This window comes from Gemmata palustris (assembly GCF_017939745.1).
Classification (GTDB): domain Bacteria; phylum Planctomycetota; class Planctomycetia; order Gemmatales; family Gemmataceae; genus Gemmata; species Gemmata palustris.
The window spans coordinates 4,394,066-4,411,970 of sequence record NZ_JAGKQQ010000001.1 but is presented as its reverse complement, the minus strand read 5'-3'; the positions used below and the strand labels follow the sequence as shown (position 1 = coordinate 4,411,970).

Annotated in this window: 18 protein-coding genes, 1 tRNA gene and 1 pseudogene; 14 read left to right on the top strand and 6 right to left on the bottom strand. The window is 65.4% G+C overall.

From position 1 onward, the window contains the following. Positions 1-70: 70 nt before the first annotated feature. Positions 71-898, bottom strand: coding sequence for a dimethylarginine dimethylaminohydrolase family protein (locus J8F10_RS18100; protein WP_210655993.1), 828 nt, complete (start codon positions 896-898; stop codon positions 71-73). A gap of 73 nt (positions 899-971) precedes the next feature. Here J8F10_RS18100 and J8F10_RS18095 point away from each other — a divergent pair, with 73 nt between their 5' ends. After that, on the top strand, positions 972-1,943 hold the full coding sequence (locus tag J8F10_RS18095) for a WD40 repeat domain-containing protein (protein WP_210655991.1): 972 nt from the start codon (positions 972-974) through the stop codon (positions 1,941-1,943). Between the two features lie 6 nt (positions 1,944-1,949). On the opposite strand, the gene J8F10_RS18090 is transcribed toward J8F10_RS18095, so the two are convergent. Together J8F10_RS18090 and J8F10_RS18085 are read right to left on the bottom strand one after the other, a co-directional pair. Continuing rightward, positions 1,950-2,870 (bottom strand): DUF4351 domain-containing protein, encoded by a 921-nt coding sequence (locus tag J8F10_RS18090; RefSeq protein WP_210655989.1) that lies wholly within the window; start codon positions 2,868-2,870, stop codon positions 1,950-1,952. 2 nt (positions 2,871-2,872) lie between these two features. After that, on the bottom strand, positions 2,873-4,111 hold the full coding sequence (locus J8F10_RS18085) for an ornithine cyclodeaminase (RefSeq protein WP_210655987.1): 1,239 nt from the start codon (positions 4,109-4,111) through the stop codon (positions 2,873-2,875). A 119-nt stretch (positions 4,112-4,230) separates the two neighbouring features. Here J8F10_RS18085 and J8F10_RS18080 point away from each other — a divergent pair, with 119 nt between their 5' ends. The 8 genes from J8F10_RS18080 (at position 4,231) to J8F10_RS18045 (ending at position 9,896) form a co-directional block, all read left to right on the top strand. Continuing rightward, on the top strand, positions 4,231-5,064 hold the full coding sequence (locus J8F10_RS18080) for a tRNA(His) guanylyltransferase Thg1 family protein (RefSeq protein WP_210655985.1): 834 nt from the start codon (positions 4,231-4,233) through the stop codon (positions 5,062-5,064). A gap of 38 nt (positions 5,065-5,102) precedes the next feature. Next, positions 5,103-5,176, top strand: a tRNA-His gene (locus J8F10_RS18075). A gap of 128 nt (positions 5,177-5,304) precedes the next feature. Further along, positions 5,305-6,606 (top strand): tyrosine-type recombinase/integrase, encoded by a 1,302-nt coding sequence (locus J8F10_RS18070; RefSeq protein WP_210655983.1) that lies wholly within the window; start codon positions 5,305-5,307, stop codon positions 6,604-6,606. Positions 6,607-6,729: 123 nt separating this feature from the next. Continuing rightward, complete coding sequence (locus J8F10_RS18065; protein ID WP_210655981.1) at positions 6,730-7,107, top strand: DUF1580 domain-containing protein; 378 nt, start codon at positions 6,730-6,732, stop codon at positions 7,105-7,107. 33 nt (positions 7,108-7,140) lie between these two features. After that, a complete protein-coding gene (locus J8F10_RS18060) occupies positions 7,141-8,679 on the top strand; it encodes a hypothetical protein (RefSeq protein ID WP_210655979.1) in 1,539 nt (512 codons plus the stop codon). A 185-nt stretch (positions 8,680-8,864) separates the two neighbouring features. Then, a complete protein-coding gene (locus J8F10_RS18055) occupies positions 8,865-9,152 on the top strand; it encodes a hypothetical protein (protein WP_210655977.1) in 288 nt (95 codons plus the stop codon). Positions 9,153-9,186: 34 nt separating this feature from the next. Next, positions 9,187-9,606 carry a hypothetical protein gene (locus J8F10_RS18050; protein ID WP_210655975.1) on the top strand — a complete coding sequence of 140 codons (420 nt, stop codon included), beginning with the start codon at positions 9,187-9,189 and terminating at the stop codon, positions 9,604-9,606. After that, positions 9,603-9,896, top strand: coding sequence for a hypothetical protein (locus J8F10_RS18045; protein ID WP_210655972.1), 294 nt, complete (start codon positions 9,603-9,605; stop codon positions 9,894-9,896). Before J8F10_RS18050 ends, J8F10_RS18045 begins: the two co-directional genes overlap by 4 nt. On the opposite strand, the gene J8F10_RS18040 is transcribed toward J8F10_RS18045, so the two are convergent. Beyond that, entirely contained in the window at positions 9,868-10,236 is a 369-nt protein-coding gene (locus tag J8F10_RS18040; RefSeq protein ID WP_210655970.1) for a hypothetical protein, read from the bottom strand. The genes J8F10_RS18045 and J8F10_RS18040 overlap by 29 nt on opposite strands. Before the next feature lie 612 nt (positions 10,237-10,848). On the opposite strand from J8F10_RS18040, the gene J8F10_RS18035 reads away from it, so the two are divergent. The 3 genes from J8F10_RS18035 (at position 10,849) to J8F10_RS18025 (ending at position 13,879) form a co-directional block, all read left to right on the top strand. Continuing rightward, entirely contained in the window at positions 10,849-11,118 is a 270-nt protein-coding gene (locus J8F10_RS18035; protein ID WP_210655968.1) for a hypothetical protein, read from the top strand. A gap of 717 nt (positions 11,119-11,835) precedes the next feature. After that, positions 11,836-13,695 carry a patatin-like phospholipase family protein gene (locus J8F10_RS18030; RefSeq protein WP_210662014.1) on the top strand — a complete coding sequence of 620 codons (1,860 nt, stop codon included), beginning with the start codon at positions 11,836-11,838 and terminating at the stop codon, positions 13,693-13,695. Positions 13,696-13,702: 7 nt separating this feature from the next. Continuing rightward, positions 13,703-13,879 carry a hypothetical protein gene (locus J8F10_RS18025; RefSeq protein ID WP_210655966.1) on the top strand — a complete coding sequence of 59 codons (177 nt, stop codon included), beginning with the start codon at positions 13,703-13,705 and terminating at the stop codon, positions 13,877-13,879. 77 nt (positions 13,880-13,956) lie between these two features. Here the strand turns inward: J8F10_RS18025 and J8F10_RS18020 are convergent, their stop codons facing one another. Together J8F10_RS18020 and J8F10_RS18015 are read right to left on the bottom strand one after the other, a co-directional pair. Beyond that, entirely contained in the window at positions 13,957-14,664 is a 708-nt protein-coding gene (locus J8F10_RS18020) for an HAD family hydrolase (protein ID WP_210655964.1), read from the bottom strand. 1,445 nt (positions 14,665-16,109) lie between these two features. Further along, positions 16,110-16,421, bottom strand: a complete 312-nt coding sequence (locus tag J8F10_RS18015; RefSeq protein ID WP_210655962.1) for a DUF7660 family protein — start codon at positions 16,419-16,421, stop codon at positions 16,110-16,112. Positions 16,422-16,528: 107 nt separating this feature from the next. Between J8F10_RS18015 and J8F10_RS40365 the strand changes: the two are divergent. Continuing rightward, positions 16,529-17,209 (top strand): annotated as a pseudogene (locus J8F10_RS40365) (IS701 family transposase); the annotation flags it as partial. A gap of 20 nt (positions 17,210-17,229) precedes the next feature. After that, entirely contained in the window at positions 17,230-17,865 is a 636-nt protein-coding gene (locus tag J8F10_RS40360) for a hypothetical protein (protein WP_315854246.1), read from the top strand. Positions 17,866-17,905 lie beyond the last annotated feature (40 nt).

Here is a 17,905-nt window from a genome sequence, read left to right as displayed (position 1 = left end):
TTCCCAGTTGAAAAGATCGATCCGAACGGTTCGCCTTCAACTTGGAACTCTGGAACTGGGAACTCTGGAGCTACCACTTCCACCCGGCGGCTTCTTCGCCATCGAGCCGCAGGGTGAGGCACTTCGCGCTACCGCCGGCCTTCAGGAACTCGTCCAGCTCCACTTCAATTGCTCTGTACCCGGCGCGGGTCAGGTCTTCGGCCAGGCGCGGGCACCGGCTATTGTGAACCACCGTTTTGCCGACCACCACCGCGTTGCACCCGAACCGAAACGCCTCTTCTTCTGCGACCGGAATGAGTTTGGGCACGTGTGTGTGTAGCACGCGCTTACCGTAAGTGTCGAACGCATCCGGGAAGTAGATGGCTTCGCCCGGCGCGATCGGGCAGAAACACGTATCGAGGTGGTAGAACCGCGGGTTCACCAGTTCGAGCGGCAACACGCGCACCTCGAACGTTTTGCCGACCCACTGGTGCGCGCTCGCGTCCGACCGCGTGCGGTACCCCGCGAACAGCGTGTCGCCGCAGAACAGCGCGTCGCCCGCGCCTTCGTGGAACGAGTTCTCCGGCAAGTGCGTTACGGTAAAACCGTGTTCCGCGAACCACGCATCAAAGTGCGGCGACTCTTTGGCCCGCACCTCGTGCCGGAACCGACTACTCAGGAACGTGTTGTGGAACACCAGCCCGGCGTTGGCGGTGAACACGAGGTCCGGTAGCCCCGGCTGCGGGGTCATCGTCTCGACCCGAACACCGAGCGACACGAGTGTGTCGTGGAGTTGCTGCCACTGTCGGAACGCGAGCGCGCGCACGGCGCCGAGGGACCGGTTCATCCACGGGTTGATTTCGTACTCGATCCCGTAGTGGTCCGGCGGGCACATCAGAATTCGCGCGTGCGGCGACATATCGAACTTCCGTGATTGCGTGAACGCGGCGTCTGTGTTCCCATTTTACCAAACGCGGGAAGAGAGCTTTTGGATGCGCCAGTTCAACACCCCGGCGGGCGAGGTTCGCTCGCTCCGATTCGCCCCAGACGGTCGGAGCCTGTACTTGCTGTCTAAAGACTCAGGTGATTGGCGTCGATTATCGGCGCACCTATCGAAGCGTCAATTCGATGGACCTGAAAAACTAGCTGATCAGTTCGATGAGAGCTGGCTCGGGCTCTACCGAAATGCGTACCGTGTTGACGTTTCTTCGGGCGCTGTAGTTGGTGAGTGGCAGTTGGACGGAAGTGAAGTTGCGATATTCGCGCCCGGCCTGTGCTCGGTTTACCATTCGGTCTCAGTTGCAGTTGCTGGAGGCGAACTCGATCTCCGGCGGCTTGATCTGCAGAGCGGGCGACAGAACGTTTTTTACCAAGCGGATGTCCCCTACCCACGGTGCCTTTCGTTTACTCCGAACGGTCACATCCTGGCCATCGGTGGATATCACCATTTCGGGGACCATCGTGAATACGTTCATCGACTTGACGTGTGGCACAAGACTGAACTCGACACGATACAAGTCGATCTGAGCTGTCTCGCGTATTCACTTGACGGCCGATTGCTCGCGACCGGGGGCCAAGAGGTGCAGGTCTGGTACGGCCGGAAGTCGATCGCGCGGTGGACAGGATATGCCGGTTCGGTCGCGTGGTCACCGGACGGTCGGCTTGCCTGGGCAAATGAGAAATCGGTAACAATCGCCCACCCGACGACCGTCGAGCCTTTGCTGACATGGGACGTGCCCCACGGAGAAGCTTCGGTTTTGGTGTTCTCGGCGTGCGGCCGATTTCTGGTTACGGGAAGTACACGCGGGAGTTGCACCATACACGATCCCAACGCGGGAGCCGTTCGTGGGACATTTGATTGGGGAATCGGCCACGTTCATTCGATCACGTTTTCCCCGGACGGTCTCACGTGCGCCGCTGGGGGTGAGAACGGGCGGGTCATCGTTTGGGACGTGGACGGGTAACCGCGCTCACGCGCCCGCAAGCAATTCGTCCCAGGTGCTTACATCGAGCAGCTTCTCGATGATCGCTTCGAGCCGCGGGAGTTCCGTGATGGTGCTCAGTGCGGTTTCTTGCTCGGCAGTCGGCGGCCCGAATTTCCTCCGGCCCTGACGGAGCAGAAGTTTGGCGGCTTCTTGAACTGATCCTTGCTGGAGCCCTTGCTGGAGCCCTTGCTGGAGGCCTTGTTGTAGCCCTTGCTGGAGGCCGCGTTCGATACCGTCCTGCATTCCGCGGCGCAGGATCGCTTGGTAAGTCACAGATTCTTCCATTTGCATTACCCCTGATAGGATATTATCGATTACCTGCTCATCGAACCGCAAGCCCATTAGCACGTATGTGGCCGCCCACAGCTTCGCAGCGAGTGGGCGGTCGGACTGGGCATCGATTCGCCCGCGCATTCCGGCCACAACGGTCGGTAATTCGGCCTCACTCACGCCCGAGAGTGGGGCGAACGGGACCAATCCTAGCGGGCCGTTCAGGAAGTCGGTTGCCGGTCGTTCCCACACGCGAATAACCTGGTAGCGGAACTCCCAGGGTGGGCCGACCGGTGGGGCGGTCGACAGACATCCGCTCAACCACGCTATGTTAGCGGAGCGCCGGAGGAGCACAACGGCCGACGCGACCGGCACCCCGTGGCGGGCGTGGAGCAGGGCGTTGTAGCGGAGCAGGCGCCGTTCGATTGATGAACTCGTGCCGGTCTGGATATCGAGGTGGAGGAGCCAGCGGTACGGCTCGTCCACACGGATGACCTTGTCGGCATCGGTCGTGACGGTGGACAGGTCCGCGTCGATCATCCCGACGGCCGAGGGCCGCACCGCGCACCCGAGGAACGTGACCCAGCCCGCCGGGTCCGTTTCGATCAAATCCTTGCTCGTTGCGTCGTAGGGCATGCTCACTGCGCACCACCCTTATCGAGTTCGGTCACGAGCGCGCGGATGAACGGTTCGGCGTCGGAAACGATGCCCACGGTCTGCGTACTCCCGCGGTCCATGAGCTTCGTGACCGTCGCGGGGCTGATGTCCACGCACGCGACCTTGACCCACGCTGGCAACAGGTTGCCCACTGCGATGCTGTGCAGCGTCGTCGCGACCATCAGGCAGAAGCCCACGCCGGGGATGAGTCGGCGCATCGCGTCCTGGGCCGCGAGCGCGTCGGTGACGACTTCCGGCAGCGGGCCGTCGTCGCGGATGCTGCCCGCCAGTACGAACGGCACGTTCCGGGTGGCGCACTCGTACATGATGCCGCTCTTCAGGCGCCCGGCTTCGACCGCCTTCTTGATGCCCCCGATTCGGCGAATGGTGTTGATCGTGCGCAGGTGGTGCTCGTGCCCCTCGTCGGTCGGCAAGCCCTTATCGAGCGAGACGCCGAGGCTCGTGCCGTAGAACGCCTGTTCCATGTCGTGGGTCGCGAGCGCGTTGCCCGCGAACAGCACGTTAATGAACCCGTCGCGCACGAGCTTCGCCACCAACTCGGCCCCGCCGGTGTGAACGACCGCCGGGCCGAGGACCGCGAGCACCTTGTCGCCCGCGGCGCGCGTCTTGCGCATCGCGCCGGCGATCTCGCGCACGCTGACCGCCTTCGGGCGCTCGCTCGAAACGGGGCTGGCCATGAACTCGAACAGTTCGTGCCGCCGCATCTCGGCTTCGGGCGGGAACACGCGCGTCCCCTGGCGCCCGACGAGCACACGGTCGCCGGTCTTCACGGCCGTCATCGGGATGCAGCGCGCCGCGCCGCCCTCGGGGTCGACGACGATCCCGCAGTCCATCTCCTGGTCCTCCACGTCCACCCACTCGCCGTTCAGTTTTACCTGCGTGCGGAAGTTAGTGGAGCAGTAGAACCCGTCGGGGAACGCGCCGTCCATGTCGGCGGGCGCGGTGCGGCAATCGCCGGGTTGCGCCGGGACCGCGCCGTGCGGGTGGACCTCCGCGAGAATCGCGTCGAGTTGCTCCGGCGAGTCCGCGCGCACCTCGATGCGCACGAAGCTGGGGTCGTCCTGGCGCTCGCCGAGTTTCAGCGTCTCGATGTGGTACCGCCCGCCGCGCGACAGGATCGCGTCGAGTACCTTCGGCAACAGGAGCGAATCGACGATGTGGCCGGTCATTTCGACGTGTTCGACGTGCGGTGCGGACATGGCGTGAACCTCCCCGATGTGTGCGGCGTCGTAGCGTGTGCGGTGCGCGGCGCGGACCCGCCGGCACACGGCTTCCTGATACCTTGATACCGGGACCGGCGCGGGAATACGAGACGACCATGAGTGACGGCTTGGGCGACCGGATGAAGCAGTACGAGGGGGCGGAAGCCGGTCGGCGCCTGATGCCCTTGTTGCCCGCGCTCGCGCGGCTCGACGGGCGCGCGTTTCACTCGTTCGTGCGCGGACTGGATAGACCGTTCGACAAGCGCCTCTCCGACCTCATGATCGACACCGCGACGTTCCTCGTGCGCGAAACGAACGCGGTCATCGGCTACACGCAGTCGGACGAGATCACGCTCGCGTGGGTGCCGGGGGAGTACGACGCGCAGATTTTCTTCGACGGGCGCATTCAGAAAATGACGTCCACATTAGCGGCGCTGTGCTCGGCGCACTTCAACCGGAGGTTGCCCGCGTATTTGCCGGGCGCGTTCGCCGATCGGGTGCCGGTGTTCGATTGCCGCGTGTGGAACGTGCCGACACGGGAAGAGGCCGCGAACACCTTCTTGTGGCGTGAACGGGACGCGACCAAGAACTCGATCGCGATGGCGGCCCGCGCGTATTACGGCCACGCGGACCTGCACAACAAGAGCGGCGCGGAGATGCAGGAACTGCTCTGGAAGAAGGGCGTGAACTGGTCCGACTACCCGACGTTTTTCAAACGCGGCACGTACCTGCAGCGCCGGACCGTTTCCCGCGCGTTCACCGCGACCGAGCGGTCGGCGCTTCCCGAAAAGCACGCGGCTCGTGGTAATCCGGCGCTGTCTGTCGAGCGCACGGAGTGCGTCCCGCTCGACCTGCCGCCACTGGCACAGGTGGGAAATCGGGCCGGAACGCTTTTCCGCGGTGAAAAGCCGTGCCCGAAGCCCGTTGACGCCAGGCCCAGCGCGGTGTAAGAATCTACTGTGGTTGGTGGAAGCGCCAACCGCTCACGGTGGCTGTAGCTCAGTTGGTTAGAGCGCCAGATTGTGGATCTGGAGGTCGCGGGTTCAAGCCCCGTCAGTCACCCTAGCACGATAGCGGCACAAACCCTTTAGCCGAAGCGTCTTACGCTTACACCGGAGTTCTCCGGCTGCGGCTTCCGAACGGTGCGAAGTGTGGAATCATTCCACACTTCGCCGCGAGGAACCCACAGTATGAGCGCCCGCCGCAAACCCACCCCTTCCTACCTCCTTCACAAGCAGTCCGAGCGCGCGAGAGCCGTTTGGACCGATTCCACCGGCACCCGGCAGCAAAAACTTCTTCCCGGACTGTTCGATTCACCCGAATCTCGGTCCGCGTTCGCCCGACTGCTCCTCGAACTCGAAGTCGCACCCCACGCGCGCACCAACCCCGACGGCGCGACCGTCAACGAAGTGCTCCTCGCGTTCATCACCTTCGCCGAAACCCACTACCGCCGCGCCGACGGCACCACCACCAACGAACTCGACGAGTACAAGCTCGTCTCCCGACACGTCCGCGAACTCTACGGCGACCGACCCGCCGCCGAGTTCGGCCCGCTCGCGCTCAAGGCCCTGCGCCAGCGGTTCATCGGCGCGGGTTGGGCACGCGGGTTCATTAACCAGCGCGTCGGGCGCGTGCGGCGCGTCTTCAAATGGGCCGCGTCCGAGGAACTGGTTCCCGCCACCGTCTACCACGCCCTCGCCACCGTCGCCGGGCTCCAGCGCGGACGTTCCGCGGCGCGCGAGTCGGAACCGGTCGGTCCCGTGGCCGGGGCCGTGGTCGATGCCACGCTCCCGTTCCTCAACCGCCACGTCCGCGGGCTGATCGAGTGCCAGCGCCTCACCGGGTGTCGGCCGGGCGAAGCGTGCGCGATCCGCCGCAGCGAGATCGACACCACCGGCCCGATCTGGTTCTACAAGCCCCCGCAGCACAAAACCGCGTGGCGCGGAAACGACCGTACCATCGCCATCGGTCCCAAGGCTCAGGAGCTTCTCCAACAGTTCTTCACGCCCGACGCCGCCGACTACCTGTTCTCGCCCGCCCGCGCCGTCGAGGAGCTGCGGGCCGCGCGCGGCGCGAACCGGAAAACCCCGCGCTACCCGTCGCACATGGCCCGCAACGCGGCCAAGCGCAAGGCCCGTCCGAAGCGCGCCCCGGCGCACCGCTACACCCGAGGGAGTTACGGCGTCGCCATCGACCGCGCGTGCGACAAAGCGTTCCCGCCTGCGGAACCACTCGCCCCGCGCCCCGGCGAGTTCACCAAAGCGTGGTGGGTGCGCCTGACGGCCGACGAACGAGCCACGGTGAAGGCGTGGCAGAAGGCGCACCGGTGGCACCCGAACCAACTCAGGCACCTGTTCGCTACCGAAGTTCGGAAGGGGCACGGGCTGGAAGCCGCCCAGGTGCTGCTCGGGCACTCCCGCGCTGATGTGACTCAAGTCTACGCCGAACGAAACGAGGCCCTGGCCGCGACCGTTGCGGCCAAAATCGGTTGACTTTGGCCGTTCGTAGCGGCGCTGGAGTGACGGTCGTTTGAAACTCCCGGTTCACAGAGCGCCGTTCCCTGCGACCTGCCATTGGCCGCGCGTGGTTACTCACACCATGCGAGGGCGCCTTGAATGGCCGATTCCGTTCTCACCCCCGACGTCGAACCCGTCGCGCAAGTGCTGGCCGAGATCCAGACCGGCGACGGGCTAGCCCTCTCCGCGGCCGGGCGCCTGTTCCCGGCCCACCGCGGGACCGGCACCGTCGGGCCGTCCACGGTCTTCCGCTGGCTCACCAAAGGCGCGAAGGCGAACGGCGGGCACCTCGTGAGGCTCGAAGCGGTCCGCGTGGGCGGGCGCTGGCTCACGTCGCGCGGGGCCGTCGCCCGGTTCGTCCGCGCGCTCACCGATGCGGCCACCCCCGCGGCTCCCGTCCCCGCTCCCCGAACCACGTCCGCGCGGCAGAAGGCGAGCGAGCGCGCCGGCCGTGAACTCGTCAAGCGCGGCGCGTGAACCCACACCCATTCCGATACGGCCGGAGGAGCCATGAACCCGACTGCGCGCGCTGTGGACGGTCCGCCCGAAATCTCGCTCGATCCCCCGCGCCCGGTGCCGGGGAAGCCGGGCGTGTTCACGTTCGTCAGCCGCAACGGGGAGCCGATCCACTCGGACGACTTCCGCCCGTCGATCGCCTCGCGGGTCACGAAGTTCATCCGGGAAACCATGCGGAAGGCGTACCCGGACCTGAAGGAACCCGAGTGGCCGGCGCCCGTCGTGGCCCGACTGGAGAAGCAGTTCACGGCCTGGGCGGTGGTCCCGCCCGCGCCCGCGAACCGCCCGCCCGCGAGCGCGGACCCGGACGCCGACCCGCGCGCGGAGGCGCTTTCCCGGGTGCCGGAGGACGTTCAGATCGAGGCCTACGACCTGCTCGAAGACCCGAACCTCATCGAGATCGTCAGTGCCGATATCCGGGGCGTCGGGGTGGTCGGCGAGTGCGAAACGGCGCTCGCGCTGTACTTGGTCGGCACCAGCGCCCAACTCACCGAGCCGCTCGCGGCCGTCGTGCGCGGGCCGAGTTCGTCGGGCAAGTCGTTCCTCGTCGAAGCGGTCGCGTCGCTGTTCCCGCCCGAGGTCACGCTCCGGGCCACCGACCTGAGTCCCAACGCGCTGTACTACTTCAAGCCGGGCGAACTGCGCCACCGCTGGGTGGTGGCGGGCGAGCGCTCGCGGATCGAGGACGACGAGCGCGCGGAGGCCACCCGCGCGCTGCGCGAGATGATCTCCGCGGGCCGGCTCTCCAAAGCGGTCGCGATGAAGGAGGGCGACGGGATCTGTTCGCGCGTGATCGTTCAGGAGGGGCCGATCGCGTTCACCGAAACCACGACGCTCGAAGACATCTTCGCCGAGGACGCGAACCGGTGTCTGGTCTTCAGCACCGACGAGCGCGACGAGCAGACCCGGCGCATCCTCGACGCGACGGCCGCACGCGCGGCGGGGCACCCCCGGCGCGATCCGGCCCGGCTCCGGGCGGTCCACCACGCCCTCCAGCGCATGCTCCCGCGCGCCGAGGTGGTGGTGCCGTTCGCGCCCGACCTGTCCGCGCTGCTCCCGGCGACCCGCGTCGAGGAGCGGCGCGACCTGCCCAAGCTGATCCGGTTCGTCCAGGCCGCGGCCCTGCTGCGCTACCGCCACCGGGAGCGCGACGGCGCGGGCCGGGTGGTCGCGGAGCTGGCCGACTACCAGCTCGCGCTGCGGCTCGTGGCCCAGGCGCTGAGCGCCGCGCGGAACGGGCTGAGCGACCCGGCGCGCCGGTGCTTCGCGACCCTGTGCGAGAAGTTCGGCACCACCGGGTTCGATTCCAACGAGGCCGAGCGCGCGGTGGCGAAGTCGCGCTCGTCGGTGCGCGCGTGGCTCTCGGCGCTGACCAAGTGCGGGTTCCTCGAACAAACGGAACCGAACAAGGGACCGAACCCGGCGCGCTGGCGCCTGACCGGGGACGAACCGACCACGGCCGCGGCGTACCTGCCCCCGGTGCAAGAAGTGATGACGCGGTTCCTGGCCCGGACGCGCGGACACAGCGAGTAATTCGCGGCTTTTTGCTGGCTTTGAACTGTCCGGGTGCTCGTTGGCCGCTTTCGGACAGTGGACGCATTCCGCGCCCGAAAGAGCGTCTACCGTCCACGAGTGGACATAGTCCGGTTCGGACACTCGATTCGCTAGCGGGGCAAGGAGTTGGTGCGTTGCGTCCGAGCGTTCACGAGGTTCACACCATGCGCACTCACGCACCGGTCTTGGTTCTCGATGACCTATCGTTCCTCGACGGGGGCGCGACCGCACCGGATCACGTGGTATGGGACGCGGGCGCGGCGCAACGGCTGATGGACGAAACCGACGGCACGGTTGCCGCGAGCGGGGTACCCGGCACGGACCCGATCATCTGGAGCGCGGCGGAACGGTGCGTCGGGGCACAGCGCCGGCGGGATTTGGCCGCGGTCCGGGCCGCGTGCCGTGCGATTCGGGACCGTGTGAACGATCTGAGTGGAACCCGGCGCGCGTAGCTGTGGCTCAAGATTAGCTCAGGAGTGTCTTACCATGACCGACCGTGGCAGCGCGAAGAACGGGACCAAGCCGCACCGCGGGCGCGCGGGCGCTGATGATGCGCTCGTTTCAGCGCTGGCCGCGGGGCGCACGGCGCGGGAGTCGGCGGCTCTCGCGGGCGTGAGCGAACGTACCGTGGCGCGGCGGCTCCATGATCCGGCGTTCGCAGATCGAATACGCGCGCTCCGGTCCGCGGCGCTGGTGGCCGCAGCGGGCCGGCTGACTGACGGGAGCACCGCGGCGGCGGACGTGCTGCGCGGGCTGCTCACGAGCGAGGACGAGCACGTGCGCCACAAGGCCGCTGTGAAGCTGATCGAACTCGGGCTGAGGATCAGCGAGGTACTCGAACTGGACCGGCGCGTCGCGGACCTGGAGCGCCTGCTCGCGGGCGCCGCGAGCGGAGGAGCGCTGTGAACGCGGCCCGGATCGCGAAGCTGGAACGGTTCGCAGCGCGCGTGCGGTGCCGGCACTGCGGGCGCCCGCTCGTGGACCGCACCGAGGACCGGGTGCTCGCGCTTACCGTGCCCGAGGTGAAGGAACTCGCTCGGCTGATCGGGTGCGCGGTGAGCAAGTGCGCGTGCGGGCGCGCGTCGGTGGACCTGGGGCAGATGCCGGACGAGAACAAGCGTGCGGCGCTGGCCCTGTTCCGCGGGGCGCGGTCGGGCCGGGTAGCCCCTACTTCTTCGTGCGCCCCTTTGCTTTAGGGGCCTTCTTCTCGGTGGCCGGAGTCACCGGCTCGGTCGAGCCGTCGCGCTTCACGCGGATCTCGGACTCGCAGCACGGGCACCGGACGACCAGCCCGAGCGGTGGCAAGCGCGACAACTCGTCGCCATGCGCGAGCGGCCGGTTGACGCCCTCGTGGTCGAGCCGGTGAACCACCTCGCGCGCCCACCGGGACAGTTTGCCGAACTTGGTCGGCGCCGGGATGCGCTGCTCCTTCACCCAGCGCAGCACGGTCCGCAGGGTCGTGTTGTACCGCGCGGCGAGCTGGTCGCCGGTGAACCACTCCGGGTCCGTGTGGTCGGCGGGGGGCGTAGTAGGCACGATGCGTTACTCGAAAGAAACAGAGACGGGAGATGATAGATTGTGACGGGTGATGTCGAATTCCGCAAGCTCGGAGCGCGTCCGATTTGAATCCGCGCCCCGCTCCACCATCCGTGGTTCCGCACCCCCCACCGTCCATCGGGGCATCCTGCCCCGCGTGCTCCGCGCCCTGTGGTCGCTCCACTGTGCCGGGCGGCGCCGAAGATGGGCGCCGCGGAAAGGCACGGTTCGGCGGCGCGCTCCGCTTCGGCCCCACGGCGGCATTTTAGCTCGCTCCGCTCGCTGTGCCGCCTTTGGGGGCCTCCGCTCCGCCGCGCACGAGTTCGAGAGGGGTGGAGAAGAGAAAGGCGGTGGGGGTAGCGCGTGCCCTTGTGCGTGCGCGCCGGCAGGAAGCCGGCGCTGTCTTCGCGCCGGATGCGCGGGCTTTGTAGGGCGGTTCCCGTGCAGTGGGGCCGCGGCGCGCGCTGTGAAGCACAGAAAACACCGGGAAAAACGTTGATTTTGAGTGACAGAAGATGATATAATATGACCGGAGATGACAAAAGGTGCCGCCGCGGTGCTGGTAACACCGCGGCGGCTGCCAAAACCCCTGAGTGATGCAGGAGCAAGGCAATGGCAACGGTAACGAAGGCAGCGACGAAGAACAAGGTAAGGCAGAACCTGACGCCGCACGTGCGGCACGCATTGCGGCTGCTGGCCGCGGCCCGGCTGTGTTACGTGTTGGTTCTGATCCCGAACACACAAGGCCACGCGGAAGATTGTTGCAGCGTGCGGATTTCCAAGGCCCAGGCCCGGGTGTTCATCCGCCGGCACGGTGACAAGTTCACCACGCAGCAGTGGGATAACGGCGGAACACTGGTGTTAGATCCGATGCCCTGGTGAGCTTCGCCGCGGCCGGCGAACTGTTCGCCGGCCGCACTGCCTGAACCCGCGGGGGCGCAAGCCGCGGCATCGTGCCGCGAAAGCCCGCGCCGGCCTCCTGCCGGCGCACATGCAGCCCGCCCCGCAAGACGCGCGCTACCCCCACCGCCTTTCTCTTCTCTTCCCACACCCCTCTAAACCAACGCGCGCAGTGAAGCGGAGGCCCCCCGAAGGCGAACAAACCGGTCGTCAATGGCCGGCCGGCTTTGCGGCCGGAGCGAGGCTTTGCGAGCGGTCCATTGCACGGCCGAGTTAGTTTGGAGCCGCAGGGGGCCGAAGCGGAGCGCGCCACCGCAAGGGGCTTTCCTCCAGAACACTCCCGCACGCACCCGGATCAGTGCCCTGCGGCAACAGACGGTTTTTTACTACGGGCCGTTGAACAGTAGTCCGTGCGAGTTAATAACGTGCAAATTAAAATGCGACTTTCTCCGCGCGCTCTGTTTAGGTAGACTTACTCAACAATCGAGGTTACCCCACTGTGGCCAGTTGCTCATGAGATCGATCGACCGCTGAGGAATTATGCCTTTTCTCTACTCGAGCGGACCACCTGCCGAGTTCGTCCGCACTCCCTGCCGCGTCACCCGCATTTGAGGCCATTAATGCCCCGCCCACAGCCCCCGCTCCCCCCCCGTTCAACCACCCGGAGCACCGCCCCCGGCCTTCGATCGAAAAGCGGTCATCACGATTCAGGGCGGCGGGGTCTACGGACTCAGTCTCCTCGGCCAGTTGCAGGGGCTGCTCGACGAGGGCGTCGAACCGTTCGCGCTGGCCGGTACGTCCGCCGGGGCAATCGTCGCGACGCTGTTTTGGGCGGGTCTGTCCCCGGAACAGATCCGCGACCACTTCGCCAAACTCGCCGAGAGCCCCACCGGTCTGTCGGACCTCGTGGGGCCGTTCCGCAATCCCCCCTTCGACTACGCGAAGTTCCGCCGCACCGTCCTGCGCTACCAGCGGTACCTCGGGTTCTTGCAGCGCGAGTTCGAGTCCGATACGTGGGACGTGTGTGGGTGGCCCGGGCGCCTTGTGGACTGGCTGCGTGGGCTGCCCAGTGCGGCCCGCATCGTCTGGGATGTGCTGTTCCCGTTCCGCCGGCTCGCCGGGTACCGCGGGCTGTTCGCCGGTGACACGTTCGAGCACGAGATCGATAAGCTGCTCCGTGCGTCCCCTCTGCTCGTCCGTGTGCGCGCGGCCGACCCCGAATTTCCCCCCTCCAAGGACGTACCGGGCGGGCGGCTCCTGACGTTCGGTGACTTCCACCGGTGGCTCGATAACGGGCTCGAGTTCTTCGGCCCGCTGTTCCTGACCGCGACGAACCTCGTCACCCGACAACTGGAACTGATCGAGTTCCCGAACCGCGACTATTTCGGGCTGCCGGTGGCCCGTGCAGTGCGCGCGTCGGCGGGGTTCCCGTTCTTCTTTCGTCCGGTGAACGAAACCTACGATAACACGCGCTACGCCAGCTACGTGGACGGCGGCGTGATTTGCAACTTCCCGGCCTTCGTGTTCGCGGACACGTTCCGAACGCGCTTGATCGGGCGCCGCGACCGGGCGGATTACCTGTCGTTCGCGGCGCGGACGTGGGTCCACATCGGGTTGCGCCTGGGGAGCGACAAGCACGATCAGAACCCGAAGAAGATGCGCGACCCGGAGGAGTTCTTGAAAGCCGTGTTCGGCCTAGCGGCCGGCGGTGCCCGGAGCGAGTTGGAACAGCGCCTCGCGGGAGTGGTCTCGCGCTCGCTGACAGTCGAGCAACCGCCGGAGCGGATCGGCGGACCGAAGAACGTGTTGGACATCCATGACCTGACCCCCGAGGTCGTCAACGTGATGTTCGCGCTGGGGCAGAAAGAAGCGAAGAGCACCATCGGCGCGCAGAAGTTCGATCTGCCCGACGCGCGCCCCATCCGCGACGTCTTGGAAGACCTCGTGCGGCGGTCCGCCACGGCACTCGGCGACCCGTCCAACGCGACCCTCGGCCTGCGATCGAATGTGTTCATTCCTCAAGGCCAACAGCTGATCCTCCGATACTCGTTCAACATGGACGACCCGCGGGAGAACCCCGACCACGAAATAATCCTCCGCGACGACCAAGGGTTAACGGGTTTCTGTTTCCTCCGCCGTGCCCCCATGTTGTGCAATTTGCAGAAGCTGAACGAGGCGTTCGATACGGCCGCGGACCCGAGGGAGTTGTTTGGCCTGGACCCCGGGTTGCGGCGGCAAGTGCGTAGTGATAGGACGTGGCTGCTGAGCGTACCGATCTTTGATCCGTACTCGCTCCTCGCGAAGCGCGTTGACTGGACACCTGACGGGCACCCCGAGGGGCCGTACTATAAAGTTTTGGAAACGGCGCTAGACGGGGCCGTATTTGGTGTGCTAAATTTAGACGCACATTTGCCTTATGCGGACCCTCCGTTCGCATTCGATCCCGATCCGGCGAACCTAGTTGATGACCACCGCATCTGTACCGTGCGGGATATAATGCTCCGCGCGGCCTACACCATCGGCGGAATCTTCTCCGCCGAGTACCCCGGCCGGAAGTGACCCTCTCATGAACGATCAAACCCCGAAACCGACGACCCCACCAGCGCAAACCCCGCCCGCGAGCGCGCTGCCCGCGGCCAAAGTCCCGGTGTCCCCGACCGTCCTCGCTAGTGGCGTAACCGAGAAGGGGCGGATGCTCTACGCGATGTACGAGAAGCGCTTTGGGAAGCCGGCCGGTAGCTGACTCGGTACACAGACACTCGACGCCCGTGGGTCCACTCAGTACCCGCGGGTGTTTTATTTGTGAGGTTCAGAGATTCGTCAGAGCGGGCCGCGGAGCAAACCCGGGACCGTGGCGAGTTCCGCGAGGGAGCGAATGCGAATGTACCGATCCCAAGGAACGAACTCGGTTTGTTCGACAGACCAATTCTTTCGGTGATCGACGTGAATGCCCCCCAGTCCCGCATCGCGCGCGGGGATCATGTCGGATTTTCCACTGTCGCCGACCACCCACGACCGGGCCGGGTCAACAAAGTGGGTGTCGCAAAAAGTACGGAACGTGCCGGCCGTCTTTGCCTCCACGATCTCCACCGCAGCGAACCGATCGCGGAGGTGGAAATCGTTCAGCCGTCGCTCCTGGACCCACTTCTCGCCGGCAGTGACGACGGCGAGTTGGTACTCGTGGGCCAGCGACCCCAAAACTGCTTCGAGGCCCTCCACGGGCTGTACCCGCTGCTCGAAGATGTTCAACGCGAGCAGCCGTGCGTGCCGAATGTTCTCGGGTGGAGCGCTGGGCACGAAGCGGAGCCAGGTGTCTTCAAACGACCGCGCGAAGCGACACGCCGAGTAGCCGTGGGTCGCGTACAGTTCGATGTCACGTGCCCGTTGGTAAGCTTCCACTTCATCGCGCTCGAACCCTTCGAGCGCCAGAGATTGTACGAGAGATTCGCGCGCGTCATCGTAGAGGTGCTCGATCGGCCAAAGGGTGTTGTCTGCGTCAAAGATGATCCACGCGCTACGACCTTCCACGGGCGCCTCCGTTCAATGTGAGGTTCATTCAGAGCGTTCCACAGTATTCCACAGATAGCGGTGGAAATTCCACAAATCCCTGTGTTTCCACACAACGAATCTTGCTCCTCGCACGGCGTTCGGGTACGCTCAAACACTGGAAAACGTAGTCGTTCGGAGCGTTTTCGGGGTACGCTGGTCGCGATTGTGGATCTGGAGGTCGCGGGTTCAAGCCCCGTCAGTCACCCTTAAAAACAAGCACTTTCACAGCACTTCGAGTTCTGGGGTAGCGGATTGTCTCCAAACTCAAGGGTTTGGAGCGGGAATTACGGGGGAGATGCGGGTAACGGCCCACTCCCAGGTGGAAAAACAGAATAGCCCCGGAAAGCCGTGAAGGATTCCGGGGTTGTTTCGTTTCTGCTGGGGTATTTCCCGTCGCTTTTCACTTCTGCGGTTCTGGGGCACTCGGGTGGATTCTGGGGCAATAGGATGCCTGCCATTCGCTTCATCAGTTCCTGCCCGTCGAAGGCCTTCGACGAATCCAGGTCGTGCCGAGACGCGGTTTCGGGTCGGACGCCCCGGGCGGGCGCGGCAGCGTCGATTGAAGCAGCTGCTTTCACCGTGAGTGTGATTGCTCTACGCCGAAGATCGTGCGGCGCGAACTGCGTGCGCTCGGGGGACTTCTTCACGTAGTACCGGAACAACCGACGAACCGCCATCGCGAGCCGTTCGGGGTAGAACTCGGCTGCGGCTCGTGCGTCCCGTTGCTTCGTTTCCGGTGCGTCCCGTTCCTGCAAAATCAATAATTTCGGAGACGGACATCCGCTCTCCGAGTGCTCGGTTTCCGGTGGGTGAATCACGAGTGGGCGGGCTTTGACGGTAAACACTTCGCTGATAGCTGCTGCAATCATGAAGATTTTATTAGCTCGATGGTTAGTCTTTGATTGCAACTGCGATTGCAGGTAAGATGCGCCCGACTCGCACCAGCCCAAACCAGCGCCCGCTCATGCCAACGCCCCTACACAAGCCCCCGCCGGACTACCTGCGCTTTTATGATTTAATTTCGCTCGGGAGCGGGGTCATGCCGTGCCCCAAGTGCCAAACCCAATCGCACTTAACACGAGTGCAAAAACCGTTACGCAAAACCGAATCTCAGGTGAGCGTGTATTCGTGCTCGAAGTGCGGGAAGTGGCTGCACATCACGCCCGTGGGCGACTTGCAAAATTAGTCGGCTACCAGCCGAACAGCGGAAAGCACCTCAATTCTTGAGGCGTTTCTCATGAGGCGAATAGCATTCTCTTGTCCATGCGTGTTGCTTTTATTAATTGCATCATGCGAGGATCACAATGGCGACAGCCGCAATTCCAGGACTCGTAACAGTCCTGCACTTTCCGTGATTTCCTATATACCGGATGCCAATTGCCCCGAGCCTTCATGGCAGTTCTGTAGGCATAGCCGGCTGGGTGCTACTCGTAGATCTTGCCGCACAGCAGGAAAACGGCGAAAGTCTTCCACGACGGCTCGACGGGCAATCCCTGGCGGGTGCCCATGTCGGAATCTACGGCCCACGCGAGCGCGGCGTTCAGGTAGGACTCGATCGTGAAGTTGTACCAGCCACCCGCATCAGGCGTGAGCCCCAGGGCGCGGGGATCTGTCGGTTGCCGCGCTTCGGCTTCCAGGGCGGCCTCGCGGTCCGCTACCAAAGCACGCACGAACGCCAGGAACGACTCGCGGTCATGCACGGCGTCCGGGTCGAGTGCGTCGGGCTCCTTGCTCATTGCCGCCTCCCACCGGTGCGCTCACTCGTGTTTCAGTGGCCGGGAGCCGGCCTATCCGGGACGATGGCGGTAACCACACCAGCCCACCGCCCCGGACGGACTCGGCCATGCCATCATCGCATCCGCTACCCCCGTCGTGCCACTGGTTTTCTCGTCTGGCGTCGGCCCTCGACCCGCGCTCGGCCCCGCGACTGGCGTGGCTGCTGGTCGGGGCGGTTTTGGCCCGGGGGCGTCGGACCGTCACCAGTTGGGTTCGGGCGGCCGGGCTCTCGAACGAATACCGACCGTGCTACACAACCGTCGCCGCCGCAGGTAGGCGGGCCGACTCCGTTGCCGCTCGGTTACTTCACGAGGTGGTGGAACCGCTCGTAGTCGGTGCGCCGCGGCTCACGTTGGCCTTGGACGACACGCCGACCGAGCGGTACGGGCCGAAGGTGCAAGGGGCCGGGGTGCATCACAACCCGACGCCCGGACCGGCCGGCGGCCCGTTCGTGTACGGGCACGTGTGGGTGGTCCTCGGGTTGCTCGCCCGGCACACGTCCTGGGGTATCGTTGCGCTCCCGCTGCTGGCCCGGTTGTATGTCCGCCAGAAGAACCTTGTCGGCATCGCCGCAAAGCACCGACCCGCGTTCCGTACCAAGCTGGAACTGGCCGCCGAGTTGGTGCAATGGGCGGTGTCGTGGCTCGGGCACCTGGGCAAACCTGTGTGGGTCGTAGCCGACGGGGCGTACGCCAAGGCCCCGTTCCTCAAGTCCATGCGGACGCTCGCGGTGACGGTAGTAAGTCGCCTGCGGAAGGACTCGGCCCTGTGGACCGTCCCGGGGGGCCGCGAGTCCCTCAAAGGCGCGGGCCGAACCGGATCTATGGCGAGCAGAGGATCGTTCTTGCCAAGCGGGCCGGGCAGAAGCGCGGGTGGGCGACCGGGACGTTCGATCTGTACGGCAAGGCGACCGAGAAGAAGTACAAGACGTTCGTGGCCACGTGGCGCCCGGCCGGGGGCGCGATCCGGGTGGTCCTGGTGGACGAGCCCAAGGGATGGGTCGCGTTCTTCTGCACGGACACGGCGGCGACGGTGGCCGACATCCTCGAATCCGTCGCGGGCAGGTTCAGCCTGGAGATCACGTTCCGTGACGTGAAAGACGTGGTCGGCGCCGGTCAGCAGCAGGTGCGGTTCGTGCGGGCCAGCGTCGGGGCGTTCCACATGTGCCTGTGGACCTTCACCATGACGGAGGCGTGGGCCTGGACGCGAGGCGAGAAGGAACTGGCGGGCCACCGGTCCGCATCCCCGTGGGACGATGAATCACGACGACCGAGCCATGCGGACAAGCGGCGGGCGTGGCGTCGGGAACTGCTGGGAAATGAAATCCGGGCGGTTCTACGCCCCGGGGCGACCGAGCAAGAATTGCAAGCGGCCGCGGAACGCATGCTCAACTTGGCCGCATGAAGCATAGGAAATCACGGAAAGGACAGACAGTCTTGAGAAT

What these genes read in the sequence shown, in the direction of transcription:
- J8F10_RS18100 (WP_210655993.1), bottom strand. Translation starts at nt 898, where the DNA reads ATGTCGCCGCACGCGCGAATTCTGATGTGCCCGCCGGACCACTACGGG.
- J8F10_RS18095 (WP_210655991.1), top strand. Translation starts at nt 972, where the DNA reads ATGCGCCAGTTCAACACCCCGGCGGGCGAGGTTCGCTCGCTCCGATTC.
- J8F10_RS18090 (WP_210655989.1), bottom strand. Translation starts at nt 2,870, where the DNA reads ATGCCCTACGACGCAACGAGCAAGGATTTGATCGAAACGGACCCGGCG.
- J8F10_RS18085 (WP_210655987.1), bottom strand. Translation starts at nt 4,111, where the DNA reads ATGTCCGCACCGCACGTCGAACACGTCGAAATGACCGGCCACATCGTC.
- J8F10_RS18080 (WP_210655985.1), top strand. Translation starts at nt 4,231, where the DNA reads ATGAGTGACGGCTTGGGCGACCGGATGAAGCAGTACGAGGGGGCGGAA.
- J8F10_RS18070 (WP_210655983.1), top strand. Translation starts at nt 5,305, where the DNA reads ATGAGCGCCCGCCGCAAACCCACCCCTTCCTACCTCCTTCACAAGCAG.
- J8F10_RS18065 (WP_210655981.1), top strand. Translation starts at nt 6,730, where the DNA reads ATGGCCGATTCCGTTCTCACCCCCGACGTCGAACCCGTCGCGCAAGTG.
- J8F10_RS18060 (WP_210655979.1), top strand. Translation starts at nt 7,141, where the DNA reads ATGAACCCGACTGCGCGCGCTGTGGACGGTCCGCCCGAAATCTCGCTC.
- J8F10_RS18055 (WP_210655977.1), top strand. Translation starts at nt 8,865, where the DNA reads ATGCGCACTCACGCACCGGTCTTGGTTCTCGATGACCTATCGTTCCTC.
- J8F10_RS18050 (WP_210655975.1), top strand. Translation starts at nt 9,187, where the DNA reads ATGACCGACCGTGGCAGCGCGAAGAACGGGACCAAGCCGCACCGCGGG.
- J8F10_RS18035 (WP_210655968.1), top strand. Translation starts at nt 10,849, where the DNA reads ATGGCAACGGTAACGAAGGCAGCGACGAAGAACAAGGTAAGGCAGAAC.
- J8F10_RS18025 (WP_210655966.1), top strand. Translation starts at nt 13,703, where the DNA reads ATGAACGATCAAACCCCGAAACCGACGACCCCACCAGCGCAAACCCCG.
- J8F10_RS18015 (WP_210655962.1), bottom strand. Translation starts at nt 16,421, where the DNA reads ATGAGCAAGGAGCCCGACGCACTCGACCCGGACGCCGTGCATGACCGC.